Below are 22,107 nucleotides of genomic sequence, written 5' to 3' on the forward strand. Positions count from 1 at the left end.
AACAAAAATGATTTGGAAGAAGGAACATGATGAAACAAACTGAGACTAAAAAATTAAGTTTATTTGCTTTAACATGGCCTATTTTCATTGAAATTCTATTACACATGTTGATGGGCAATGCCGATACGTTGATGTTAAGTCAATACTCCGACCATTCGGTTGCTGCGGTCGGTGTATCCAATCAAGTGTTATCGGTTGTGATTGTGATGTTTGGTTTTGTTGCCGCAGGGGCATCGATACTCGTTGCACAAAATCTCGGGGCAGAACAGTCAAAAACAGCTGGAAAGATTGCTGTAACATCGATTAGTTTAAATTTATGGTTTTCATTAGCATTAAGTCTCATTTTATTTATTTTCAGTGACTTTATTTTACGTTTGATGGATTTGCCTGCAGAATTAATGAATGAAGCTTCTACTTATATGAACATCGTCGGCGGATTTATTTTCGTTCAAGCACTGATCATGACAGTATCAGCTATTTTACGAAGCTATGGCTTTACCAAGGATACCATGTTTGTCACGATTGGCATGAATATTGTAAATGTGATTGGTAACTTTTTTGTTATTTTCGGTCCGTTTGGATTTCCAATACTTGGTGTCGAAGGGGTTGCCTATGTCACCATGCTTAGTCGATTTATTGGATTTGTTATCTTATTATTTATCTTAGCATGGCGCAGTGAACGGCAGCTTCCGTTCCAATCTTTTTTCCATTATGAAAAGAGCCACGTGAAAGACCTATTACAAATTGGCATACCATCTGCAGGGGAACAGTTATCCTATAATGCAAGTCAGATGGCAATCACCTATTTTATTGCTCAGATGGGGACTATCGCAATTACAACGAAAGTATATGTGCAGAACTTAATGATGTTTATTCTCCTGTTCTCCATCGCCATTGGGCAAGGTTCACAAATTCTGATCGGTCACATGATCGGAGCAGGAGATATGGAAAGTGCCTATAGACGTGGTATTAAAAGCTTGAAGATAGCGATTGTTATCAGTACTTTAATGGCAATTCTTTTCTATAGTTTCAGTTCGACATTACTTGGTATTTTCACAACTGACGCTACTATTATTGAAAAAGGGATGTTCCTTTTACTCATTACGATTATTCTTGAACCTGGTCGGGCATTTAACCTTGTAGTTATTAACTCACTGAGAGCTGTTGGAGACGTCAAGTTTCCTGTTGTGATTGGGATTGCCTCGATGTGGGGTGTCAGTGTTACCTTTGCGTGGTTTTTTGGAATCTTTTTAGATTTAGGATTAGTAGGTGTCTGGATAGCTTTTATTGCCGATGAATGGCTAAGAGGTGTCTTAATGCTAAGAAGATGGCGTTCAAGAACTTGGATGAAGAAAGCATTTGTCAAAAAAGATACAGAAGCTGTGGCGGAATAAAGAATGTTCACTTTTTACTCTAAATGAATAAGTCAAATAGCATACCAATCACTATGCTTGGTATGCTATTTTTGCACTAAAGCAGCTTAATTAATTTAGCTTAAGCTCATTTTTCATAATATAGGAGAATTATAGCTAGCTATCTCTGTTTTTTCTCTATTAACCTTCATTATAACCATTGTAATATCATCCTTTTGTGGAAGACCTTTTGTAAAAGATTCCAGGGAATGAGTAACTACATTCTCTAGTTCATTAATATCTAAATCTACGTTTTCGATTAACATTTTCTCTAACCTCTCGGTGCGGTACATGTCTCCATTTTCATTTTGCGCTTCTGTTATCCCATCTGTATAGAAAAATAACAAATCCTCTTCTTCTATTTTAACTGTGTTTTGATTATACACTACGTCTGGGAGTCCACCTAACATAACTCCCTTAGCAACTGGAATGTCTACCAGTTGTTGGCTAGAGTGAACAACTAGTGGTAAGCCATGACCTGCACTGGCATAACTTAGTTCCTGCTTTTCAGGATCCCAATCAGCACATAAAACCGTGACAAATGATCCTAAAACGCGCAAGTCTTCATATATAGCATTATTCATCGCAGTCAGTGTATCTGCAGGCCCCTTCGTAGTTTCGGCAGCACTTCGAAAGGCACCTCTCGTTAAGATCATTAGCATTGCTGCTGGAATTCCCTTCCCCATCACATCACCGATTACAATTCTTAATTTTCCATTTGGTAATAGGTAAAAATCATAATAATCACCACCAATTAATCTTGCTGGAATTGATATACCTGATACCGTTCCATTCTTAATAGCAGGTTCATTTCCATTCAGTAGTTTCATTTGTATGTTACGTGCTAATTTAATCTCTCTTTCTAATGTTCTATCTAGTTCTCCATTAGATGCTTCTTTTTCTATAGATATTTCTCTTCTAAACAATTTAACCACCTACCTCAAGGAGCGATTTCATTACTTGAAAAACTCCTAAAGTTTCAAATAATTCCTCTATCTCATTATTCATCCCATCTAGCTTAACTTTAAAATTTTTATTTTTTGCTTCATGAACTAAGTTAATAATAGCTCCTATTCCTGTTGAATCGATAAATTCTAGCCTCTCAAAATTAACGATCACCAATTTGGAACTAACTTCTATTTCTTGAATTTTTTTAATGAATGGGTCCATTGTAGAATAATCTAAAACCCCACTAACGTACAAAGTACAAACATTTCCCTCTGATTTTTTATATACTTCCAATGTATCATACATAACATGGCCTCCTATTCGAAATCATCCTTGTAATCCAATGTAAACTGCTCTAAATTTTCCAATAGTTTCTTCGAAATTTCAGATAAAGATTCTGATTGACTGTGCAGTGATTTTAATAAGTCTGATAAAGTAATCGTAATTTCCGTTGTTGTAATGGAACTATGCTTTAATACTTCACGAAGATGCTTAATATTAGCCACTGTCTCTTGATCCTCGATCTTTTCATCCAACATTTTTTTCTCAATTTGATCAAGGAGATAATTCATCTCACCCAATCGCTCTCTCGTTTCAGTCGTAGTAGCCATAGACATTGTATATACTTTATCGACAGAATTATTCGCTTCAGACTCAAGTAAATAAGCATGTTTCTCAGTTTGAATCGCTTGATCACTAGTTTCGGAAAGTACACGATTTAGTGAATTAGCTAGCTTATTGGTGCTGTTTGATAGACTTTCTAACTCACTTTTGTCTTTTACAGAACTTTGAACCGTAAAGTCTCCTTGTTCCATTTGAAGAATTTGACCAATTATTTTTTGAATATTTTTATAAATATTATTAAAGAATCGTGTTGTAAAGAAAAGTACAATAACCAAAGCTAAAATACTAATTCCAATTAGTATAAATAATTGCTTATACATAGGAGCTTTCATTTTTTCGTAGTCTAATGCAACATAGAGTACTTTGTTATCTTCAATCGGTATAAATGATTTATAGATTTTTTCACCATTATAATTTTCGACATAATTTGCACTTGATGGATGATCAATCATACTAATTAGTAAATCAGTATCTTGAACATCCTCAAATTTAAATTGACCATTTACCACTTTTGACAATGGAGCGTAGACACTTTCGGTAAGTGACGGATCAGCATATACACGTGGATCTAATAGCGCTATTTCCTTAGCAAAATCGTTGGAGCTAGTTACTTGCTCAATCCATGTTTCCGTACCTACTTTTTCAGTAAATTGGTAGACTTCATTCGCTTCAATATAAGGATTTATCAGGTAATCCGTACCAAGGACGTAATAGTAAGCATATTTAAAAAATTCGGGTTTTTGATCATCAGATGTTGATTCTGTAATATAAAGAATGGCAACATTTTCAGTAATATAACTGACAGAATATCTTAATTCATCGGTAATTTCCCCATCCATAAATTTCAACAATGCTTCCGAAGCTTGTGGATTAAAATCTCCAATTTCAAATCCAATCTCATTAGGGTTTGTAGATTTCCGGCCTACAAAATCATTTTCCAATCTCTGAAATAGTGTGATACCACTAATGCCTAATGCTTCTCGATATTTTTCTAATTCATTATTATTAATTTCAGACAATTCCCTGCCATATAGCTGATCAGCTATATATTTTGCATATGATTCCAACTTTAAATCTATTTGATGTTCTATTTCTAGAGATGCTAATTCAGTTTCCTTAACTCCTTGCTGGATGGAAGTAGAGATTGATTTAGCCTCTCGCTCTATTTGTTTCTCGATATTATCAACCATAATGAATGCTTGGACACTAGCAGAAGCTAATGCAACAATCCCCATAAACAATAATATAGTTATGGTGAATTTCTTTAACAACGATTTGTTTTTTGTTTCATTTTTCATTCGCTCTCACCTTGAAGTAATTTTCTTAATGTTGTTTTATCAGCTTTACCGGAAACAACTGGTAGATCATCAATTATCTTAATATGATCTGGCACCTTAAACCTAGCTAACTTATTGGTGCAATGTTGGTATAAACCATTACCATCTATTTCCTCTTGTAAAACAACAAATGCAACTATTTCTTCTCCATATACTTCATGATTGGAACCAACAACTGCTACCTGCCTCACTGCTGAATGTTCTAACAAACACTCTTCTATTTCATATGGGATTACTTGTTGTCCACCCTTTTTAATCATGTCTTTTTTTCTACCTATAATAACCAGCTTGCCGTCCGCTGTTTCACGTACTAAATCTCCAGTCAGTAACCATCTATCCTCTGTTAAAACCTCTTTTGTAAGATCCGGTCTGTTGTAATATCCTGAAAACACAGTAAGAGACTTAATTACAAATTCTCCATCCTCTATTTTATAATCTATTTCATTTACAACCTGCCATTCTAGTCCTTCTCGAACATTACATGTCATAATGCCTCCGCCTTCTGTAATACCATATATACCGATGAAATCTGTATCACTCATAAGCGGGTATAAATCATGTTCACCTTCAGATACCATTTCTCCTGCTAAAAAACACTCCTTAATATTTTGAAAGACTTCTGGTTGCAAGTGTTGAGTAAGTTTATACATCCCCCGCAAAATGGACGGTGTGGTTACTAGTTTATTAGCTGAGATTCTATGCATAAAATCGACAATTTTAGGAAAGTCAAACATATCAGGTACACCTACTCTAAATCCATAACGCATTCCGCTAAGTATACTTACCATACCAAATCCCACTGTTTGCGGCGGAATACTTACAACACTACTTCCTTCTTGCCTATTTAACATCCCAGAAATAACTTCTATATTTTTAAATAAAGCTTCTTGACTCAACATTACTCCCTTTGGCATTCCCGTACTACCTGAAGTGAATAACATAAAATGTTGTTTAAACTCATCTAGCTGTGTGGGTTTACCGGTCCAATCCTTCGCATCCCAATTGAAGCAGTCTTCAGATTCAAAAACAGTACATTTCACACTATTGTCTTCGATCCAATTGTTAATGATATTTAAAAACGAAACCCCTATTAATTCTTTAACCGTAAAAATCAGATGCGGTTTTGCACTAGTTAAAACGGCTGTTAAATCCGATTCTTTATATAACGGGTTCAATGGCACTACTGTCCCCCCAGCAGAATTAATCGCAAAAATTAATGCAAAGTAAGAAAGTGGATGAGGTGATAAAATAGCAACTCTTTTTCCCTTAAGATCACCATAATCTTTTAATAGATTAATATATTCATTGGACAGTTGAAGTAAATCTTTATTGGTGTAATCGTTCTTAAAAGTACTGATAGATATATTGTCAGCGTATTTTTCATTTAAAATAAAATTCATTAGTGACGTCATCTTGTTAACCCCCAATAATTGTTTGATATAATTTTTTTGGTGTGGCGAATGATTCTGAATCAGTAATATTAGTTAGACTTATTTCTGTTTTGTCTCTTAAACCCACTATGACATTGACCATTTGTAGAGAATCTATTCCAAGATCGTTTCGAAAAGATACATCATCAGTAATATCTTCAATCGGAACATGGCATACTTCTGATAAATATTTTTTGAATTCACTATAAGTCATTTTCCCTTATCACTCCTTAAACCATTCTGACACGATAGATCTAATCTCTGCTAATTTGAAGTTGCAACAATGCCCTTCATTAGGATATTGTTTTATTTTACTTTTATTGGTTAAACTGTTATACAACTGATATATATCACTGTCCTTAACCATGACATCTTGTTTACCATGGAATAAATAAATCGGCTTAGATAATTTAGTTGGATTTATAACAGGCAATATTGTTTCAGTTTCATTTAACAAATTATTAGATCTTTCGATAAAATACTCTGGAAATGCAATATCCTTTGACACAGCTGGACTAACTGCAACAGCTTTACTCACTTTTGGATGTTCACTAGCTTTGATTGACCACATTGCACCTGAGCTTGTCCCAAATAAATAAATCTTATTATTGGGAATAATTTTGTTTGCTAAGGTAATCACTTTATCCATGAAGGTTTGCCAACGTTCTTTAGTTGCTCGTAATCCGTTTAACGTAAATGTCTCACCTTGACCTGGCCCGTCAAACGTAAAAGTGGCAAAGCCTAGATCTACAAAGTGCTGTTCATATGAAAATAACTCTTCTTTAGTGGAATCAATTGGATTGACAATGATCACACTTCCCTTCGAACGGTAAGGGATTCTTATTCTTCCATGACAAGCAACTTCTTCTACCATTACTTTTTCCTTTAAAGGTTTTTTTACCAATAATTCATCCGCATGGGAAAAAGCATTCAGTGATTTTTGATACCATTTTCTTTTTTCATCACTTGGTGTTGGAAAAATCCAATGGGATAGATTGAAGTAGAGTGCTGAGAGTCTAAAATGCCATTTGGCTTCTTTTAAATCATCATTCCTTTTAGCTCTTTCGGCTGTTTTAAACTGGTTACTTCCATGTTTATCAAAAAACTGTATCCACTCCTGTAAATTCGTAACTTCTTGTATAAACTGATTGGCAACGCCTTTTTCCATACCATGTGCAATCCATCGATCCCAAAAGCCTGGAAATAGCCGTGCGGTTATAATAGTTTTATCAATGGTTTTATTCGTGATTACTTCCTGTAAACTCATCAAATTTCACCCTTTCCGTCTAATAGTAGAATTAACGTAGATCCATCAGACGATGTTTCTAAGATCACTTGCTCTGCCATTTTCATCATTAATGTAAATCCTTGTCCTAATGACTCCTTCGTTGAAAAGCCTGCTAACAAAGTGGTCTTTGGTAAAATATTGAGCGGAAATCCTGGGCCATTATCCTCTATAATGACATGAAATACGTCATTCATTTGATAAATCAACATTCTTCCGTTTTTGGCATGTTTAATTACATTGGTTACGGATTCAGAAATAATTAGGTTATAGCTCATAATTTTTGATTCTTTTAATCCTGCATTAGCAAAAGCTTCCTTCGCAAGATTCCTAGTGTAAGATATATCTTTTCGTTCCTTAATAGTTACTTCGAGTAAAAGTTTGCCTGATTTATATTGTGTTATTCTCGTTTTATCAATAAGCAAAAAAGCTCCTTGGGTAGCAGAATAGATAACATCTCGATATATTTCCCAAACCAGATCCTTCTCCTTATCCATTTCATGAAGTGTTTTACTCGAATGTATTTCATTCAATGTTCGTAATAATAAGTCACGAAAAGGCTTCGGGTAATCTAGCTTTTTTATTTCTTCTTCTATCACGTCATTATTCGTTATCCATCCTATCCCTAGTTGTGCTAATTGATAAAATTCTTTTATTTTCTCATCAGTGATGCTTTCGATGGAATCTAGAGTAAATGATTCAAAAAATAATTCTTCATTTTGGGCTAAGCCCATCCCATCTGCTAGTTGATATACAATCCAGCCAATAGTTGCTTGTTCTTTCATCTGATTAAATGACTGAAAAGTTGTGGATGGCGAGATTGTAAGACAAGTATCTTTTTCTGTTGCTTTGTTTCTTTTACCTATGCGCTTGGTAAAAAATCTTTTCATTGCCTTCTATCCTTTGTTATAAAATGCCATTAGGGGGCATAATGGTAATTTCATCAACCACCGCTTCTTTTGGCTGACAGATCAAATATATTAAATGCTCTGCTATGGATTGGACAGGAATCATATTATCAACGTCTAAATCGAAAGAAACATTATCCCAAAAGGAACTGTTGATTGCACCTGGTAAAACAGATGTAATACGAACACCTTCTCTTCTTAATTCTTGTTGCAATACTTTTGTTAAACCGTGCACACCAAACTTAGAAGCTGTATACCCACCGTTCCCTGGTAAAGCAGTTTTAGCAGCAATTGATGCGAGATTCAGAATCTGACCTTGCTTCTGTTCTCTCATAACCCTACCAAAATGCTTGCATGTAAAATATGTTCCTCGTAAATTTACAGCGATCATGTTATCAAAAGCTTCTGTTGAAGAATCTAAGATACTTTCAAAGGTTCCGATTCCTGCAGAATTTATTAAGACATCAATTCGTTTAAAGCATTCTATACTCTTATTAACAAACTGGACCACCGAATTTTCATCCCTCACATCAACAGGTAATACTGTAACATTCTCACTCTGGAAGGATTGCTGTAAATCTTCAATGTGCCTTGCACCAAGCACAAGCTTTACACCGTGATTAGCTAATAATACTGCTGTCTCTCTACCTATTCCTTTACTCGCACCAACAATTACTATTACTTTATCTTTTAGATGGGAGAAGTCCATTAGACTGACACCTCTTCTGTTCCTAAGTATTCAAAATAATTTTTCTCTGTTTCCCATAGCCCTATTTTATATAGGTTTGAAATATGGGGAGCCAACATATCATAAATCACCTTTGCCATTACTTCAGATGTGGGATTCAATCCATTAAATTCAGTTGTATCTAAATTTAAATGCTTATGATCGAATTTTTTCAAGACAATATTATCCACAATCTCATCCAATTCACCTAAATCAACAATCATTCCAGTTACCTTATCTGGATCTCCTTTCACAAATACTTCTAAATAGTAATTGTGACCGTGACCGTTCGGATTGTTACATTTACCGAAAAGAGTTAAATTCTCTTCATCAGATAACTGATCACTATGTAAGCGATGTGCTGAACTAAAATGATACTTTCTTGATAACGTAACCATTTTCTCTTCCCCTTTCTCAGCAAATAAATATGGGTTTTCATGTAACCGAAGTCGATGTAAAGTACAATCTTTTAGCTGAGGAGCAATAGCATCCCACAAATAACCTACTATAGTTTCGGTAGTTGGAATATGTGATATAAAATACTGGTGTTCTTTATTTAAAAATTTTCCATCCAATTCTTTTTCTACTATTCCGCCTACCAATTGCTTTATATCTACGGTATTAACAACAATACCCGAATTATGATTCAAATTTCCCTTTACCATTACTTCCAATTTATAATCGTGACCATGGCCGTTTATATTACTGCACAAACCAAACACTTGTTTATTTTTTTCTTCACTCCATTCAGGAATGCGATAACTATGCATGGCAGAAAAGTCGATTCTTCTAGATAAATAGAGCAACAGTATCCCTCTTTTCTTACATTTTTTTATAAGCTCTTTTGAAATTCATTTACTAAGGCAGAATCTTCCGTATATACTCCCTTTTTCACGGTTGTAACTGTTGCACTTCCAGGTTTTTTTACGCCTCTTGCACACATGCATAAATGTTGTCCTTCTAAAGATACGATTACTCCTTTTGGTTGCAGTACATTCTCAATGGCAGTTGCTATCTGATTCGTCATTCTTTCCTGTACCTGCGGACGCTTCGATGTTAATTCTACTAAACGTGCAAATTTACTAAGTCCAACGATTCGTTTATTTGGGATATAGCCTATATGCGCCTTACCAAAAAACGGGATTAAATGGTGCTCACAAAAGGTATAATAATCAATATCTTTGACCAACACAATGCCTTCATAACCTTCGGAATCGAAAGTAGTGTTTAGCGCTTTTTCAGGAAGTTTACCAACTCCTTCAAAAACTTCTTTATACATTTTTGCTACTCTTTTAGGAGTATCTAATAAACCTTCCCTCTTCGGGTCTTCTCCGATCGCTTCTAAAATAGAACGAACATTACTTTCAACATCAATAGCCCCTAACACTTGATTTGTCATAAACTTCCTCACTTTCCTACGCTTCGATAAAGATGTAAAACAAAGCATGTGCGTTGGTTTATCGTAAGTAATGCTACTAAAAAGAGCCCACCAAAAAGATTGGTGGGCTCTTAATATGAATTAGTAAAAAAAGGTATACTAATCCATACTCAAATAAACCATCCTTTTCGGTAACCCGGCTATCATAGTCATCGAGACCTTAGACCCATAGGCTTTGCGTCCTCACTTTTCAATAAGTTTGCCATTATCGAAGGTAATATTTTCATTATTTATATTTAGGTATTATTGCTTATTTCCATTCTAATTAATAATGATAAAAGTGTCAATATTTATTTTCATCAGTACATAGAAACTATTTATATGGTAAAATTTACCTTTCAAAAAGTGCGTTTCATCCATTTGGATCACTTTTTGTTGGATTTCTCTTCTGTATCCACTAAATTGATAAATTAATAACACATTACATTCATTATACCTTTATAAGTTTTCAATGGCCTTCCCTCCAAATCCTATACCAAGAACAATAGTTGTCCCGTCTTCATTTAACGTGTTAAAACAATGTTGGTGTTCCATAATACATTATTTTAGGCTTAATTTCTTTAAAACTTAACATGTCCAGATTTGTTGTCTCAGTTCTTTCCCCCTTTAATTTCTTTACATTTATATTGTAAATCTTTAAAAATTCAACTATCATCGAAACACGTACACCTAAGACACGGGCTATTAAAGTAACTCCAACCGGAAAAATTGAATTACAGAAACTGTTCAAATTCGATTACGAAAATAATCTTCATACTTTTGAAGAAAGTTAACTAGAGGATTTATAAGAAAACGTTTGGGTAAACTCTATTGTAGTGAGCCCAAGCGTTTCTCTTGTCAAACTAGAGTAATAAGTGTAAGTAAAAATATAACTAGAAAACCAGTTATTCTTTTTGGAGAATAACTGGTTTTCATCTAGAGCCTAACTCGGTCATTGGCAATATTTCCACTACAGCTTGTAAGGTTCTCTACTTACACCTAGCTTCTGCATTACATTTAGTATATAATTTCGAAGTATGCCCACAGTAAAGTGCTGCAGTTCTTTGATTTTGCTTACTGACGCATTCTACGATTCTTCACACTAACCGCTACAATAAACGCGACAAACCCACCAAGAATCACAACCATCATGGCAATAAAGAACCAGTTAAACCCACTGTCTTCTTCTAAAACAAAGATATTACTTGTTTCGCGCTCTAGAATCACTCGATACGTACCATCATTTTGTTGTCTGACGATGTTATCTTCCAGCAAACCTCTCAGTTGCATATCCTCACTGATTTCATCCAGGGATGCTGTCTGTGTTTCGGTATCATTATTAATCGCAATGTACATCGTTTGATCCTCGGCACTTCTCTTGTAAACCGACATTGCCCCCGCTTGATCTACTAGTTCCATTTCGCCATTTTGTAATGCAGAGGAATCTTGACGGATTGCTGCTAGCTTTTCTAAATGTTGGGATATTTCTTCGTCCTCTTTATTTAATTCGGCCATGCGGTGATCTGGTTCATCTTCACCATTATCCATTGGCACTTCTACTCCCTGATAAAACAAAGACGATCCTGGTAATGTATAAAGTAATGTAGATGCAAGCTTCCACCTTGTGACAGGATGATAGCCTTCTTTTACTGTTTCATGCGTAAAGCGTGAAGTAAGGACAGATTCCATGTAATGTACACCAGTAATCTCGTGAGAAAATAATGGCTCCAAGGACTCTCCGGGTTGTTTCAGAATATCGACCGCTTCCTTTCGAAAATCATGATCGATATTATTTTCGTCTTCCATTCCATCTACTATTAAAAACGCATCTTCTTTCTCAGCTTGTATACGTTGACGCAGTTCATCGATAAAGGATTGAGGTGTCTGTTCATCTACATAAACATGAAAACCATCAATTCCCGTACTATTCATCCAATATACCGCTGTTTCCAAAAAATATTGCTGTACATCTTCATTTTGCAAATTAACGGTTGGCAATTCTTCACTCAATTGATTGCTAGAAGGTTGAGACACCCAATCAGACTGTTCATTTACCCAGAGGTGTTCATTATCTACATGTGATAAAACAAAATCTAAGATTACCTTGATGTTATTCTCATTTGTTTCGGCTACTAAATTTTGCAGCACCGCGATGTTTCCAAATTGAGGATCGACACTTTGACCATTTAAAGGATCAAATCCATGGTAAGAAGCCGCCGTCATGATAGGACTGAGGTTAATGGTAGTTATACCTAATTCGCTTAAATAAGGAATTTTATCGATAACACCCTGTAAATCCCCACCATGATATGCAGAAGGATCATCAATATTAATCTCTATATCATTGCTACTGTCCCCATTTACAAATCGGTCTACTAAAATATAATAAATTCCTTCTTCTGTTTGTTCTTCTGCCATGACGGTTAAATTCGGAATTAAAAACAGGCATAGAACCATAACTAGTAATACTTTTCTTATGTAGAGCATAATGGTCCCCTTTTCTCAAATTATATTCGTCTTCTATTATCCTAGACAATCAAAGAAAGTCAAATACCCTTATTGAAAAATAACATGAATTTTTTGTGACTGAAAAACTCCCTATCTTAAATAGATAGAGAGTTTTGGTATTTTTTCTTTACTTTTTCCCGAATTCGGTACGTGATAATTAAGCCCGTTAAAAAGAGGATCGGTGTAAGATAATAGACAATATTACGCCAGTGTAAAGGAACACGTTGGACAAATTCAGCTTTCATATACGTCCCTTGTTCTTCTACTGCAATTGCCTCGGAAATGTCCACACCTTCTACTTTAAAATACTTAGTACCTATAGGATAATGATTAGATGCATTGTCATAATATCTACCTGTGCGCTCATCAGCTTGGGTGGTTACTTCTCCAATCGATTGACCGATAAGAGATTGATTGACTTGTTCGTCAGTAACTTCATATACGCGGCCGTCTAACACTACAAACGGATACGCCCATTCTAGTGCATGTAAGGTGGTAGGAATAAGTAATAGAAGCAACATACCGATAGATAATTTCTTCATAACCGTCACTACTTTCTTCCGTTTTCGAGGTTACAACATCATATTTCAATCATAACATCATTTTCTTGCAACCAGAATTCAATTTGCGCGAGATGAGCCAACAGTTGTGGTCCAGTCATTAATTGACCAAACCATGGCGCACTAATATTTGCCGCTTTCTGGTCGACCAATGCTTTTACTTTAGAACGATCCAATATCTCGAATAGACGTGCATTCTTATCATCAATGATCTCATTCATCCAGTTGATGACTGCATTGGTATAAGCAGGGTGATGTGTTTTTGGATAAGGGCTTTTCTTACGGTAAAGAATTTCATCTGGCAAAATTCCTTCTAACGCTTTTCTTAGTATGCCCTTTTCACGATCTCCGTGTGTTTTTATTTCCCAGGGAATATTCCACACATACTCAACTAAGTGATGATCACTGAACGGAACACGTGCCTCAAAACTTGCTCCCATACTCATCCGATCCTTACGATCTAATAATGTCGGCATAAACCACTGCATATTCAAGTAAAACATTTGTCTTCTTGCTTTGGCTTCTGCCCCTTCTCCATCTAATAAAGGAGCTTCTTTCACGGTATCTTCATATCTTTTTTTCGTATATGCTGCTAGATTTAATTGTTGACTCACATCTGACCGTAATAGATTTTGTCTGACTTCTGAAGAACGAATCCAAGGGAATCCTTCACGATTAAGATCATCTTCTCGATAAAACCATGGATAGCCGCCAAAGATTTCATCGGCACATTCACCGGATAGTGCAACAGTCACTTCTTTTTTGGTTTGCTCACAAAACCATAATAACGAAGAATCAACATCAGCCATCCCCGGTAGATCACGGTATCGTACTGCATCTTTTAATAAATCTACCAATGTAACATTGTCTATCACAAAGTTATGATGCTCAGTTCCCAATGACTGTACCATTTTTTCGATATAGGCTTTGTCCTGATTGGGCTGGAAACTACTTTTCTTAAAATATTTGTCGTTATCCTCATAATCAATAGAAAAGGTTTGAAGTGCATCTTTTTGATTGTTTTCGAGATATTGTGCCGCTATAGCTGTGATCGCACTAGAATCCACTCCCCCTGATAAAAAAGTGCCCAGTGGAACATCAGATACGAGCTGTCTCTCGACTGCATCCACTAGTAAATGGCGAACCTTTTCGGCAGTTTCTTCTACGGATTCTTCGTGTGGCTTACTTTCCACATTCCAATAACGTCTTGTTTTCCAGCCATCTCGGTTAAAGATGCCTACATGTGCTGCACGCAATTCCTTCAATCCGTCAAATACACCATGACCTGGAGTACGTGAAGGACCAAGTGCAAAAATCTCAGATAATCCTTCCTCTTTGATGACAGGATCTACTTCATCATGTGCGAGAATCGCTTTTATTTCAGAGCCAAATAGTAAGCCATTGTGATGTTGCTTGTAAAATAACGGTTTTACACCAAGACGGTCACGAGCAAGAAATAGCTGCTGCTTAGATGGATCCCAGATAGCATATGCAAAAATACCGTTTAACTTCTCGACGTGTGCCTCTCCCCATTCGATATAGCTTTTCAACAGGACTTCTGTATCGGAGTGAGAATTGAATTGCCATCCTTGTTTCAACAGTTCACTACGAACATCCTCTGTATTATAAAGCTCACCGTTATACACTAATACGTAAGAATGTTGGTCTTTTGTATGGCCCATCGGCTGTTTGCCACCAGCTGGATCAACAACAATTAAACGCTGATGTCCGAATCCAACATGTGTCTCCAAATAAAAATCTGTTTCGTCTGGTCCTCGATGACTAATTTTACTTGCCATACGCTGTACTTGTTCACGTTCATTTTCGATATTTCGGGTAAAGTCGATCCAACCTGTAATCCCACACATACTGTAATGACACACCTTTCCCTATCATAGTAGCTTTTATAAATATATGCAGCAGCAGGGAGAAAATGAACCATTGATTAGGGATTATGAGTTGCGTTAGTTTCCTTTTATGTAGAATGTGTGAGTATCTATGAAGATGTACAGTAATGAGCGGATACAACGAGAAAAAAAGGAATACTTCGACTCATTTATCAAAAACTCCCGCCCTGTTTATAATTTTATAGAAACAGGGCGGGAGTTTTTTCCATTTATAATAAGTTTTTATTTTACGATCACGTTTTCCCCAATTATTTCGGGTATTTGCAGCAAATCAAAAACTTCTAAGATGTCTTCTTTAACATTTACTATTCTAATGAGCTGTTTTTCATCTTTTAACTGGTTTACCAATTGGATTAATAAACCCATACCAGATGAGTCCACAAAATTAACATCTTCAAAATTCAAGTAGATATGCGTTTCATATTTCAATTTAGGTACTAATTCATTATTCACTAATTCCGTTGAATCAATATCTAAATCACCATTTAATAACACATTACAATTGTCATCTGCTTTTTCCATTTTATATTCTAGCATGTACACGCCCCCATTAATATTCAAATATAATTTGACCTTGATCATCTAATTTTGCTTTAATAAATTGCTCTTCTTTAAATAGCTGTCTTACAGCTTCTCCAATACGTAAAACTGTTCCTTCATAAGCCTTCATTACTGTTATCGTTTGATCAGCGGACGTGGAAATAATCGTTTTGGTTCCAGTAATTGCTCCTACTTCCCCCACTTTTACACCAAATCTACCGTATACTTCTCCACCTCTTAAAATACCATCAACCTTTAGAGCTCCTCCAGCGTGTACTTTAGAATTAATACAACCTTTACCAATTATATTAACATTACCACTTGAATAAATTTTGCTATTGGTAGTATTCGATATTGTTACATAAGAATTTGGTTCTACTTCAGATTCTGTTGATTTTGCTAACTCTCGCATTAAATCTGCTAATATATATAATTGAGATATAGTTATTGTCTCGTTAGATAACGAAAGAAATTTAGACTTTAATTCATAACCTACTTTTTTCCATTCCGGTTCTTCAATATATTGGTCAGCTTTTTCCACGATATCAACATATTTCTTTGCGGTAGCTTTAAACTCCTTAAATTTCTTTTCTAATAATAAGACAATTAGCGGTTGTAACCCTTTAATCTTAATCTCGTGTGATTTATAGGCTTTTGACTTAGTCAATTGTTGTATAATGACAATCATTTTTTCTAATTGTTTTTCCAATATAGCAAGTAAATGACCTAATTCAATAACTAATAGATTATGTTTTCCTGCGGTAAGGTAAGAATTAATCACGTTTCCTTTTGCAATGATAGATTTAGAAGCTGTCAAATTTGACTCACTAACTGATTGATGAACATAGATATCTCCACCTGCTTCTACTACCATCTTTTCTTCTACTTCTCCTAATATCTCAACATCCCCACTAAAACGAATATTCCCTGATGCGAGGTTTACATTGCCATCATGTACTAATTTGGACATAATCATCGCTTTCACTGTCCAGCCTCTTTGTTCAATTGCCGGTCTCCCGGGTTCCGAAGAAATCAATTTATTATCTGTTAACTCTACACCTTTACCAGGAATAACTCTTAATTCTTTCGGGTCCTTTGCCGGAATTTCTATATCTTCTATTGACCGCCCTGGCATTCCAGGAATAGGCGGATGTATAATTGCTAATATTGCTCCCACTTCGACATTCGGAATAAAGTTTGATTCCTTAAAATTTACATTTCCCTGCTCATCTTCTGCAAGCCCATTTTCTGCATTCATTTCAACTTTTAATTCCAATTCACCATCTAATCCGTGTTTAGGCTCTTTACCTAATGCTATGACAAATTTTCCTTCTTCCTGAGTGGCAATGGCCTGTTCAATCGCTTGATGATTTATCCCAAAAGTGATATTTTGGCAGTCCAGTTCGTTAAAAATATCTTCGCTTGTGAGGTTGTTAACAATTTCAATATCTTGTTCTAATTTAATATCAATATGATCACTTGGCGGAACCTCTTTTAATCTTTGTCTTATTATTTTACCAGGAGACACCTCTAAAATCGCTTCCAAACCATTATTTATAATAGAGATTTCCCAATATATTGGTTTTTCCACTACTGGCTCAAATTCAATCTGGTAAGTATCCCATTCACTTAAAAGAATTGTTTTTTTATTTTCTAATTGACCATTTTTATAGAAGGATATTTCTCCAGAGAAGGAAGCAGTGGCAAATCTCGGACCTGTGCTCTTAACATACAGTTCATTATTACTAATCCATGCTGTACCTTCTTTTTTATTTTGCCAATGATGTTTTTCCTTTGCTTCTTCTTCTATTTGATCTTCGTCTGCTTCTAGTATAGCATTATCCACTATTTCATCTATTGATAAAGGCTCGGAGGATGACTGTTTTTGGGAAGATTTGGTCAGTTTCACAACTGCTTGTTTACGACCTAATCCCATAAAACCCCCTTCTTCATCAAATTGAATCACTTCAATATTAACCTCTTTTTTATCTAATTCCATTAACTTTAAACCACGAGAGATCGCTTCTTCAACGGATTTTCCTCTAGAAATAAACTCGTTCAATACTATCCCTCCTCACCAGAAATATTTTTAATAATTAGTTATTCACTATTTTCAATATAACCATAGTTATATCATCTTTTTGTATAACACCATTTGTAAACTTTCTAATTTCTTCTTGTATCGCCTCTTCAATTTCTTTTGCTTCATAATCCTGATATTGCTGTAGACTTAAAATTAATCGGTCCATTTTAAATAATTCCCCGTGCTTGTTTTGAGCTTCAATAATTCCATCTGTATAAAAAAAGATAACATCTTCTTCATACAACGAAATCGTTTCTTCTTGATAACTTGCTTGGGGTAGACCACCTAACATAACACCTTTAATTGATGGCAATTTTTTATTGTTTTGATTTCGGTCTATTACGACTGGTAGGTTATGTCCTGCACTTGCATATGTTAATGTCTTTGCTTCAGGATCCCAATCAGCACATAAAAGGGTAACAAATGAACCTAATCTACGAAGGTCGTCATACATTGCATCATTCATCACTTTTAATGTTTTACTAGGAGAAGCTTGATGTTCGGTACTACTTCGAAAAACACCTCGTGTAAGAATCATTAACATGGCTGCTGGAATTCCCTTTCCCATTACATCTCCGATGACGATTCGAATCTTGCCGTTTGGCATTATGTGAAAATCAAAATAATCTCCACCAATTAATCGGGCTGGTATCGAAACACCAGTTATTTCGCCAGAATCTATTTCAGGTTTTGGAGCGTTTAGTAGCTTCATCTGAATGTTACGAGCTTGTTTTATTTCTCTCGCAAGTACCTTATCCATTTGGCCATTATACTGTTCGAATGTTTGAAAATGCTTTGGGAACAAGCTGTTCACCGCCTTATATTGCCTCTATTAAATAAAAAACTCTAAGGTTTTCTAATATGGCTTTAGTATGATTTATCCCTCAAAGATATAAAACACTTGTTTTCTTTGAAGGGATTTTGAAAAGAATCTTAACTCATGATAGGAATTGTTGAATAATCAATATTCTTTTTAAGTAAGAATATTTCCCTTTTTTAGCCCTAATAGGTATCTATAAAAATATCTTTTGGTAGGTATTTTTTCTGGAAAAGGTAAAAAAATCCACCCTGAAGGTGGATTTTTAATGACTTGCCTTAAACGCAATATCATTTTGTATTCCTACCCTAAGGCAACCCGGCTATCTTAGTCGTATGACCTTAGACCCGTGGGCTTTGCGTCCTTACTTTTCAATAAGTTTGCCATTATCAAAAGTGGTAAAAAAGTCATAAATTCATAACTATATTTTAAATTATATTCATCTATTCGTCAATAAGCGACAATTAATAGTTCTTAAATACCATGATAAAAGAATTACTAAGAACAGGTATTATCCTGTCAAGATAAGTTCGAAACGCCTTTAAGCAACTTCAACTGCAAGTTTGAAAAACAGTGATCAATATTGCCATACAAACTAGGATATAAGTAAAATCGAAGTTTCCGAGGATAAGTAAAATTACTCCAATGGTTTTCACTCGACAAATCTTCTTTACCGCACAGAGATTTGCAAGTTGGAGGACAATCGGAGTAAGACATCCTCTGTATTCTCAAACAAAAAAAGGACACGGGTTTGACCCCGTGACCGAAATTACCCCATAAATTGTACTCCAAATGGTAGTCTGCCAAAACCTAGAACAAGTACGATTAAAAGGGCTACAATGAGTTGTATCCAAGCACTTTTTGCAGGTTTTGCTTTACTTATCTTGCTTAATACCATTTCCATTGCGCCGATCACCCAGATTCCAGCAATCATTTTGACTATTACTTCACCTAGTATGCCAGCTGAATTTGTATATACCCCTGTATTGTTGATAAATAATAGGAAACCAGTGATAATAATCAATAAATAAACTAACCGCAAGATCATATGTAATATTTTTCCGGATTTATTTCCAGTTTTGTACATGGCATAGGATACCAATAGTAGAATTAATCCCACTACCCATGCCGTTATGTGCATGTGTGTCATCTTAAGTACACCCCCAATTATATTCTCATGCATGTATCATATCATGAAATGTCACAGATTTCATTTATGAAGAGAACCTTTCACTGTATTGTAAAGAATATCTCTTTCTATATTTTAATCGTTCCGCTGATTTGACAGCTTTTTTCCATAAGTCAAACTTCTCCATATCCATTCCAGCGGACCGCGTTTATATTTGTTCAACCATAAATAACTAAATATCATTTGGATCGGATAGACGATAAGTCCGATTAATATCGTTTGAAAAGGAGTCAGCTGACCATATAGTCCAAATCCAATCGAATAAAATACGGTTACACCGATAATCGATTGCAGAATATAATTCGATAATGCCATTTTGCCGACATATCCAACCATTCTAAAAATTTTAGTAAGTTTATCAAAAAGAAAAGCAATCGTAATGACGTAAAAAATAGCAGAAGCACTACCACCAATTGCATCTTGTAATCTTGAAAACCAATATGGATTCCCAAATGCATATGGCCCAGCCTTGAACACCACAAACAGAATCAAGGAGTAAATCCACCATTTCCGCAATGTTTTTTTATGTCCTTGTAAGTCATGCAGCCATTTTTTTCGAGCAAAAAGTAAACCTATTAAAAATATCGGCAAAATATTAAATAGTCCCAAAATGAAAACAAATAGATTATTACCATACAGCCAATCATTAGCATTTTGAGTTAATATCTCGCCCCAACTACCTTGCCCATAATGCTGAAATGAACTTTCAATAGCTGCCATATCGGCTAAATTATTGATATCCTCTATTAAACTTGCTAAAAATAATAAACCAGTCAACATAATTGTCGGAATTAGTAAAAGGCAGATACTCCAGACGACTAATGTAACATTTTTACGATTCATAAATAACAGTAACAAAAATCCGGATATTGCATAAGTAATGAGAATATCACCATACCAAATTAAAAATGCATGAATCAGACCGAAGCCAAGTAAGATAAACAAACGCCGAATCATCCATTTTTGAGGTGCTTCCACATTTTTTGCATGTAAATTTTCATTTATAATTTGCATGCCAAAGCCAAACAAAAAGGAAAATAAAGAATAAAAACTCGCTTGAAAAAATATATCGATAATCATTTGCCAAAATCCCGGTTCGCCTGTTCCCCAAAAGTTAATACCATTGCCATAAATCATATACGGTGCATGAAAGGTTGGTAAATTCACCATAAAAATACCAAAGATCGCAAATCCTCTTGCAGTATCAATCCATGGTAATCTTTTTGCATCTGCTAATGGCGTTGCATTATTCACAATTTTCCACTCTCCCTGGTTACTGTCTGCATTTTATTTTACTTTATTTCGTAAAAATAAACTAGCATTATTAGGAAAACCGGTACACTATTTTCACATACTGCTGAAGAATTCATAAAATAATTATGGAATGATGTATCAACGTTAGGATGATGTCTATGCCCGCAATTGTTGGTGCTGTAAAAGTGATCAACATTGGTAATTCCAGCATTTTTCATATTGGTGATATTTACAAAGTACAGCCATATACACTATCCAAAACCTTCGCTGGTGGGGGTTCCTTTAATACAGGGGATGGTATACGTGTACAGTTAAAAAATGCGCAGACAACAATGGTAGACGATGACGAATTTGATCAAAATATATCGGGAATTTAGTGGGTGATCATGTGAATTTAACAGTAAACCAATCGATTTATATTCATTTTTTAAAAGTTGGAAGTGTCACGAATTCGTCCGTTTTACAAATTGGTAGTACTGGAAAAATGCAAGCAGTATCTCAATTATACAATACAGGTGAATTTGAAGAACCTGCCGAGGAAGCAGTTCCACAAGGTGTATCAGAACCACCATTAGTCCCTTTATCACCTTATTAATATTCTCGTAAGGAGTGATTTCTGATGGATTATCAGATGATGGTATATTATATTACCCAACTACAACAGCAAGTCCAACAACTATATAATCACATCAACTCCTTAGAGAACCGTATTCATCAATTAGAACAAACGAATTCTCCTAACAAAAATACAACAATTGAAAAGTTGGAATACCATTTTGACCAATTAAAAATTGAACGATTAGACGGAACGCTTCATATCGGGGTGACCCCTGAAGACTTACAATCTATGGATGATTTTTCTTTACCTAATCATAACGGCGGACCATTACCATCTGTACACCAGACATTAGAACAGTATGTTGACCAAGAATTACCTGGCTATTTACAATCATTGGAACAGCAATATCACCACCCGTTAGATTCAGGCTATCGGCAAACATTATTAGACGATATCAAACAGCAAATTTCCAGCAGGATTGCTCACTATCAACAAGCCAATGTTCCTCCTGAACAAATGAATCAGCACATACTTTCTAATGTGAAAAATGAATTTCAAATAGGTCTTAGAAAATGGTTTGAAAACAAGCAAAAGGAGTAAAT

At 35.2% G+C, this 22,107-nt stretch carries 22 protein-coding genes, 1 pseudogene and 2 riboswitches; of the genes and pseudogenes, 4 read left to right on the forward strand and 19 right to left on the reverse strand.

The window, feature by feature from the left end:
- The first annotated feature begins 29 nt into the window (after positions 1-29).
- Positions 30-1,394 carry an MATE family efflux transporter gene (locus D569_RS0115650; protein WP_018933369.1) on the forward strand — a complete coding sequence of 455 codons (1,365 nt, stop codon included), beginning with the start codon at positions 30-32 and terminating at the stop codon, positions 1,392-1,394.
- A 113-nt stretch (positions 1,395-1,507) separates the two neighbouring features.
- Here the strand turns inward: D569_RS0115650 and D569_RS0115655 are convergent, their stop codons facing one another.
- From D569_RS0115655 to D569_RS0115745, 19 genes and pseudogenes are all read right to left on the reverse strand, one after another.
- A complete protein-coding gene (locus D569_RS0115655; RefSeq protein WP_018933370.1) occupies positions 1,508-2,338 on the reverse strand; it encodes a PP2C family protein-serine/threonine phosphatase in 831 nt (276 codons plus the stop codon).
- A 1-nt stretch (position 2,339) separates the two neighbouring features.
- Complete coding sequence (locus tag D569_RS0115660) at positions 2,340-2,666, reverse strand: STAS domain-containing protein (protein ID WP_018933371.1); 327 nt, start codon at positions 2,664-2,666, stop codon at positions 2,340-2,342.
- An 11-nt stretch (positions 2,667-2,677) separates the two neighbouring features.
- Positions 2,678-4,282: a methyl-accepting chemotaxis protein gene (locus D569_RS0115665; protein ID WP_018933372.1), complete on the reverse strand. Its 1,605-nt coding sequence runs from the start codon at positions 4,280-4,282 to the stop codon at positions 2,678-2,680.
- Entirely contained in the window at positions 4,279-5,733 is a 1,455-nt protein-coding gene (locus D569_RS23040) for a class I adenylate-forming enzyme family protein (protein ID WP_018933373.1), read from the reverse strand. The genes D569_RS0115665 and D569_RS23040 overlap by 4 nt, the downstream gene beginning before the upstream one ends.
- A 4-nt stretch (positions 5,734-5,737) precedes the next feature.
- On the reverse strand, positions 5,738-5,965 hold the full coding sequence (locus D569_RS23045) for an acyl carrier protein (RefSeq protein WP_018933374.1): 228 nt from the start codon (positions 5,963-5,965) through the stop codon (positions 5,738-5,740).
- A 9-nt stretch (positions 5,966-5,974) separates the two neighbouring features.
- Entirely contained in the window at positions 5,975-7,018 is a 1,044-nt protein-coding gene (locus D569_RS0115680) for an alpha/beta hydrolase (RefSeq protein WP_018933375.1), read from the reverse strand.
- Entirely contained in the window at positions 7,018-7,926 is a 909-nt protein-coding gene (locus D569_RS0115685; protein ID WP_018933376.1) for an ATP-binding protein, read from the reverse strand. Before D569_RS0115685 ends, D569_RS0115680 begins: the two co-directional genes overlap by 1 nt.
- Positions 7,927-7,942: 16 nt before the next feature.
- Positions 7,943-8,653 carry an SDR family oxidoreductase gene (locus tag D569_RS0115690; RefSeq protein WP_018933377.1) on the reverse strand — a complete coding sequence of 237 codons (711 nt, stop codon included), beginning with the start codon at positions 8,651-8,653 and terminating at the stop codon, positions 7,943-7,945.
- Positions 8,653-9,477 carry a 6-carboxytetrahydropterin synthase gene (locus tag D569_RS0115695; RefSeq protein WP_018933378.1) on the reverse strand — a complete coding sequence of 275 codons (825 nt, stop codon included), beginning with the start codon at positions 9,475-9,477 and terminating at the stop codon, positions 8,653-8,655. Before D569_RS0115695 ends, D569_RS0115690 begins: the two co-directional genes overlap by 1 nt.
- A gap of 26 nt (positions 9,478-9,503) precedes the next feature.
- Positions 9,504-10,070, reverse strand: coding sequence for a GTP cyclohydrolase I FolE (gene folE, locus D569_RS0115700; RefSeq protein ID WP_018933379.1), 567 nt, complete (start codon positions 10,068-10,070; stop codon positions 9,504-9,506).
- Between the two features lie 166 nt (positions 10,071-10,236).
- A riboswitch (cyclic di-GMP riboswitch) is annotated at positions 10,237-10,323 on the reverse strand.
- A gap of 227 nt (positions 10,324-10,550) precedes the next feature.
- A pseudogene (locus D569_RS24885) lies at positions 10,551-10,683 on the reverse strand (flavin reductase family protein); the annotation flags it as partial.
- Positions 10,684-11,162: 479 nt separating this feature from the next.
- Positions 11,163-12,575 carry an alpha-amylase family glycosyl hydrolase gene (locus D569_RS0115710; RefSeq protein ID WP_018933381.1) on the reverse strand — a complete coding sequence of 471 codons (1,413 nt, stop codon included), beginning with the start codon at positions 12,573-12,575 and terminating at the stop codon, positions 11,163-11,165.
- Positions 12,576-12,691: 116 nt separating this feature from the next.
- Positions 12,692-13,138, reverse strand: coding sequence for a hypothetical protein (locus tag D569_RS0115715; protein ID WP_018933382.1), 447 nt, complete (start codon positions 13,136-13,138; stop codon positions 12,692-12,694).
- A 38-nt stretch (positions 13,139-13,176) separates the two neighbouring features.
- Positions 13,177-15,024, reverse strand: a complete 1,848-nt coding sequence (gene asnB / locus D569_RS0115720) for an asparagine synthase (glutamine-hydrolyzing) (protein WP_018933383.1) — start codon at positions 15,022-15,024, stop codon at positions 13,177-13,179.
- A gap of 261 nt (positions 15,025-15,285) precedes the next feature.
- Positions 15,286-15,600 (reverse strand): STAS domain-containing protein, encoded by a 315-nt coding sequence (locus tag D569_RS0115725; protein ID WP_018933384.1) that lies wholly within the window; start codon positions 15,598-15,600, stop codon positions 15,286-15,288.
- A 13-nt stretch (positions 15,601-15,613) separates the two neighbouring features.
- Positions 15,614-17,665, reverse strand: a complete 2,052-nt coding sequence (locus D569_RS0115730; RefSeq protein WP_018933385.1) for a FapA family protein — start codon at positions 17,663-17,665, stop codon at positions 15,614-15,616.
- Positions 17,666-17,699: 34 nt separating this feature from the next.
- Positions 17,700-18,491 carry a PP2C family protein-serine/threonine phosphatase gene (locus D569_RS0115735; protein ID WP_018933386.1) on the reverse strand — a complete coding sequence of 264 codons (792 nt, stop codon included), beginning with the start codon at positions 18,489-18,491 and terminating at the stop codon, positions 17,700-17,702.
- 321 nt (positions 18,492-18,812) lie between these two features.
- Positions 18,813-18,898, reverse strand: a riboswitch (cyclic di-GMP riboswitch).
- Positions 18,899-19,272: 374 nt separating this feature from the next.
- The gene (locus D569_RS0115740; RefSeq protein ID WP_018933387.1) at positions 19,273-19,653 is read right to left on the reverse strand and encodes a YisL family protein; all 381 of its coding nucleotides are present in this window, start codon (positions 19,651-19,653) and stop codon (positions 19,273-19,275) included.
- A 114-nt stretch (positions 19,654-19,767) separates the two neighbouring features.
- Positions 19,768-20,946 (reverse strand): DUF418 domain-containing protein, encoded by a 1,179-nt coding sequence (locus D569_RS0115745; RefSeq protein WP_018933388.1) that lies wholly within the window; start codon positions 20,944-20,946, stop codon positions 19,768-19,770.
- Positions 20,947-21,104: 158 nt separating this feature from the next.
- Here D569_RS0115745 and D569_RS0115750 point away from each other — a divergent pair, with 158 nt between their 5' ends.
- The 3 genes from D569_RS0115750 to gerPC are packed head-to-tail and all read left to right on the forward strand — an operon-like array spanning position 21,105 to position 22,105.
- Positions 21,105-21,323, forward strand: coding sequence for a spore germination protein (locus tag D569_RS0115750; RefSeq protein ID WP_018933389.1), 219 nt, complete (start codon positions 21,105-21,107; stop codon positions 21,321-21,323).
- A gap of 11 nt (positions 21,324-21,334) precedes the next feature.
- Complete coding sequence (locus D569_RS0115755) at positions 21,335-21,541, forward strand: spore germination protein GerPB (RefSeq protein ID WP_026287354.1); 207 nt, start codon at positions 21,335-21,337, stop codon at positions 21,539-21,541.
- 24 nt (positions 21,542-21,565) lie between these two features.
- Complete coding sequence (gerPC, locus tag D569_RS0115760; RefSeq protein WP_018933391.1) at positions 21,566-22,105, forward strand: spore germination protein GerPC; 540 nt, start codon at positions 21,566-21,568, stop codon at positions 22,103-22,105.
- Positions 22,106-22,107 lie beyond the last annotated feature (2 nt).

Origin of the sequence: Gracilibacillus lacisalsi DSM 19029 (assembly GCF_000377765.1) — a bacterium.
GTDB lineage: Bacteria > Bacillota > Bacilli > Bacillales > Amphibacillaceae > Gracilibacillus > Gracilibacillus lacisalsi.

Excerpts from the sequence above, each read along its gene's own strand:
- D569_RS0115650 (WP_018933369.1), top strand. The coding sequence starts at position 30 with ATGAAACAAACTGAGACTAAAAAATTAAGTTTATTTGCTTTAACATGG.
- D569_RS0115660 (WP_018933371.1), bottom strand. The coding sequence starts at position 2,666 with ATGTATGATACATTGGAAGTATATAAAAAATCAGAGGGAAATGTTTGT.
- D569_RS0115665 (WP_018933372.1), bottom strand. The coding sequence starts at position 4,282 with ATGAAAAATGAAACAAAAAACAAATCGTTGTTAAAGAAATTCACCATA.
- D569_RS23040 (WP_018933373.1), bottom strand. The coding sequence starts at position 5,733 with ATGACGTCACTAATGAATTTTATTTTAAATGAAAAATACGCTGACAAT.
- D569_RS23045 (WP_018933374.1), bottom strand. The coding sequence starts at position 5,965 with ATGACTTATAGTGAATTCAAAAAATATTTATCAGAAGTATGCCATGTT.
- D569_RS0115680 (WP_018933375.1), bottom strand. The coding sequence starts at position 7,018 with ATGAGTTTACAGGAAGTAATCACGAATAAAACCATTGATAAAACTATT.
- D569_RS0115685 (WP_018933376.1), bottom strand. The coding sequence starts at position 7,926 with ATGAAAAGATTTTTTACCAAGCGCATAGGTAAAAGAAACAAAGCAACA.
- D569_RS0115690 (WP_018933377.1), bottom strand. The coding sequence starts at position 8,653 with ATGGACTTCTCCCATCTAAAAGATAAAGTAATAGTAATTGTTGGTGCG.
- folE (WP_018933379.1), bottom strand. The coding sequence starts at position 10,070 with ATGACAAATCAAGTGTTAGGGGCTATTGATGTTGAAAGTAATGTTCGT.
- D569_RS0115710 (WP_018933381.1), bottom strand. The coding sequence starts at position 12,575 with ATGCTCTACATAAGAAAAGTATTACTAGTTATGGTTCTATGCCTGTTT.
- D569_RS0115715 (WP_018933382.1), bottom strand. The coding sequence starts at position 13,138 with ATGAAGAAATTATCTATCGGTATGTTGCTTCTATTACTTATTCCTACC.
- asnB (WP_018933383.1), bottom strand. The coding sequence starts at position 15,024 with ATGTGTGGGATTACAGGTTGGATCGACTTTACCCGAAATATCGAAAAT.
- D569_RS0115725 (WP_018933384.1), bottom strand. The coding sequence starts at position 15,600 with ATGCTAGAATATAAAATGGAAAAAGCAGATGACAATTGTAATGTGTTA.
- D569_RS0115740 (WP_018933387.1), bottom strand. The coding sequence starts at position 19,653 with ATGACACACATGCACATAACGGCATGGGTAGTGGGATTAATTCTACTA.
- D569_RS0115750 (WP_018933389.1), top strand. The coding sequence starts at position 21,105 with ATGCCCGCAATTGTTGGTGCTGTAAAAGTGATCAACATTGGTAATTCC.
- gerPC (WP_018933391.1), top strand. The coding sequence starts at position 21,566 with ATGGATTATCAGATGATGGTATATTATATTACCCAACTACAACAGCAA.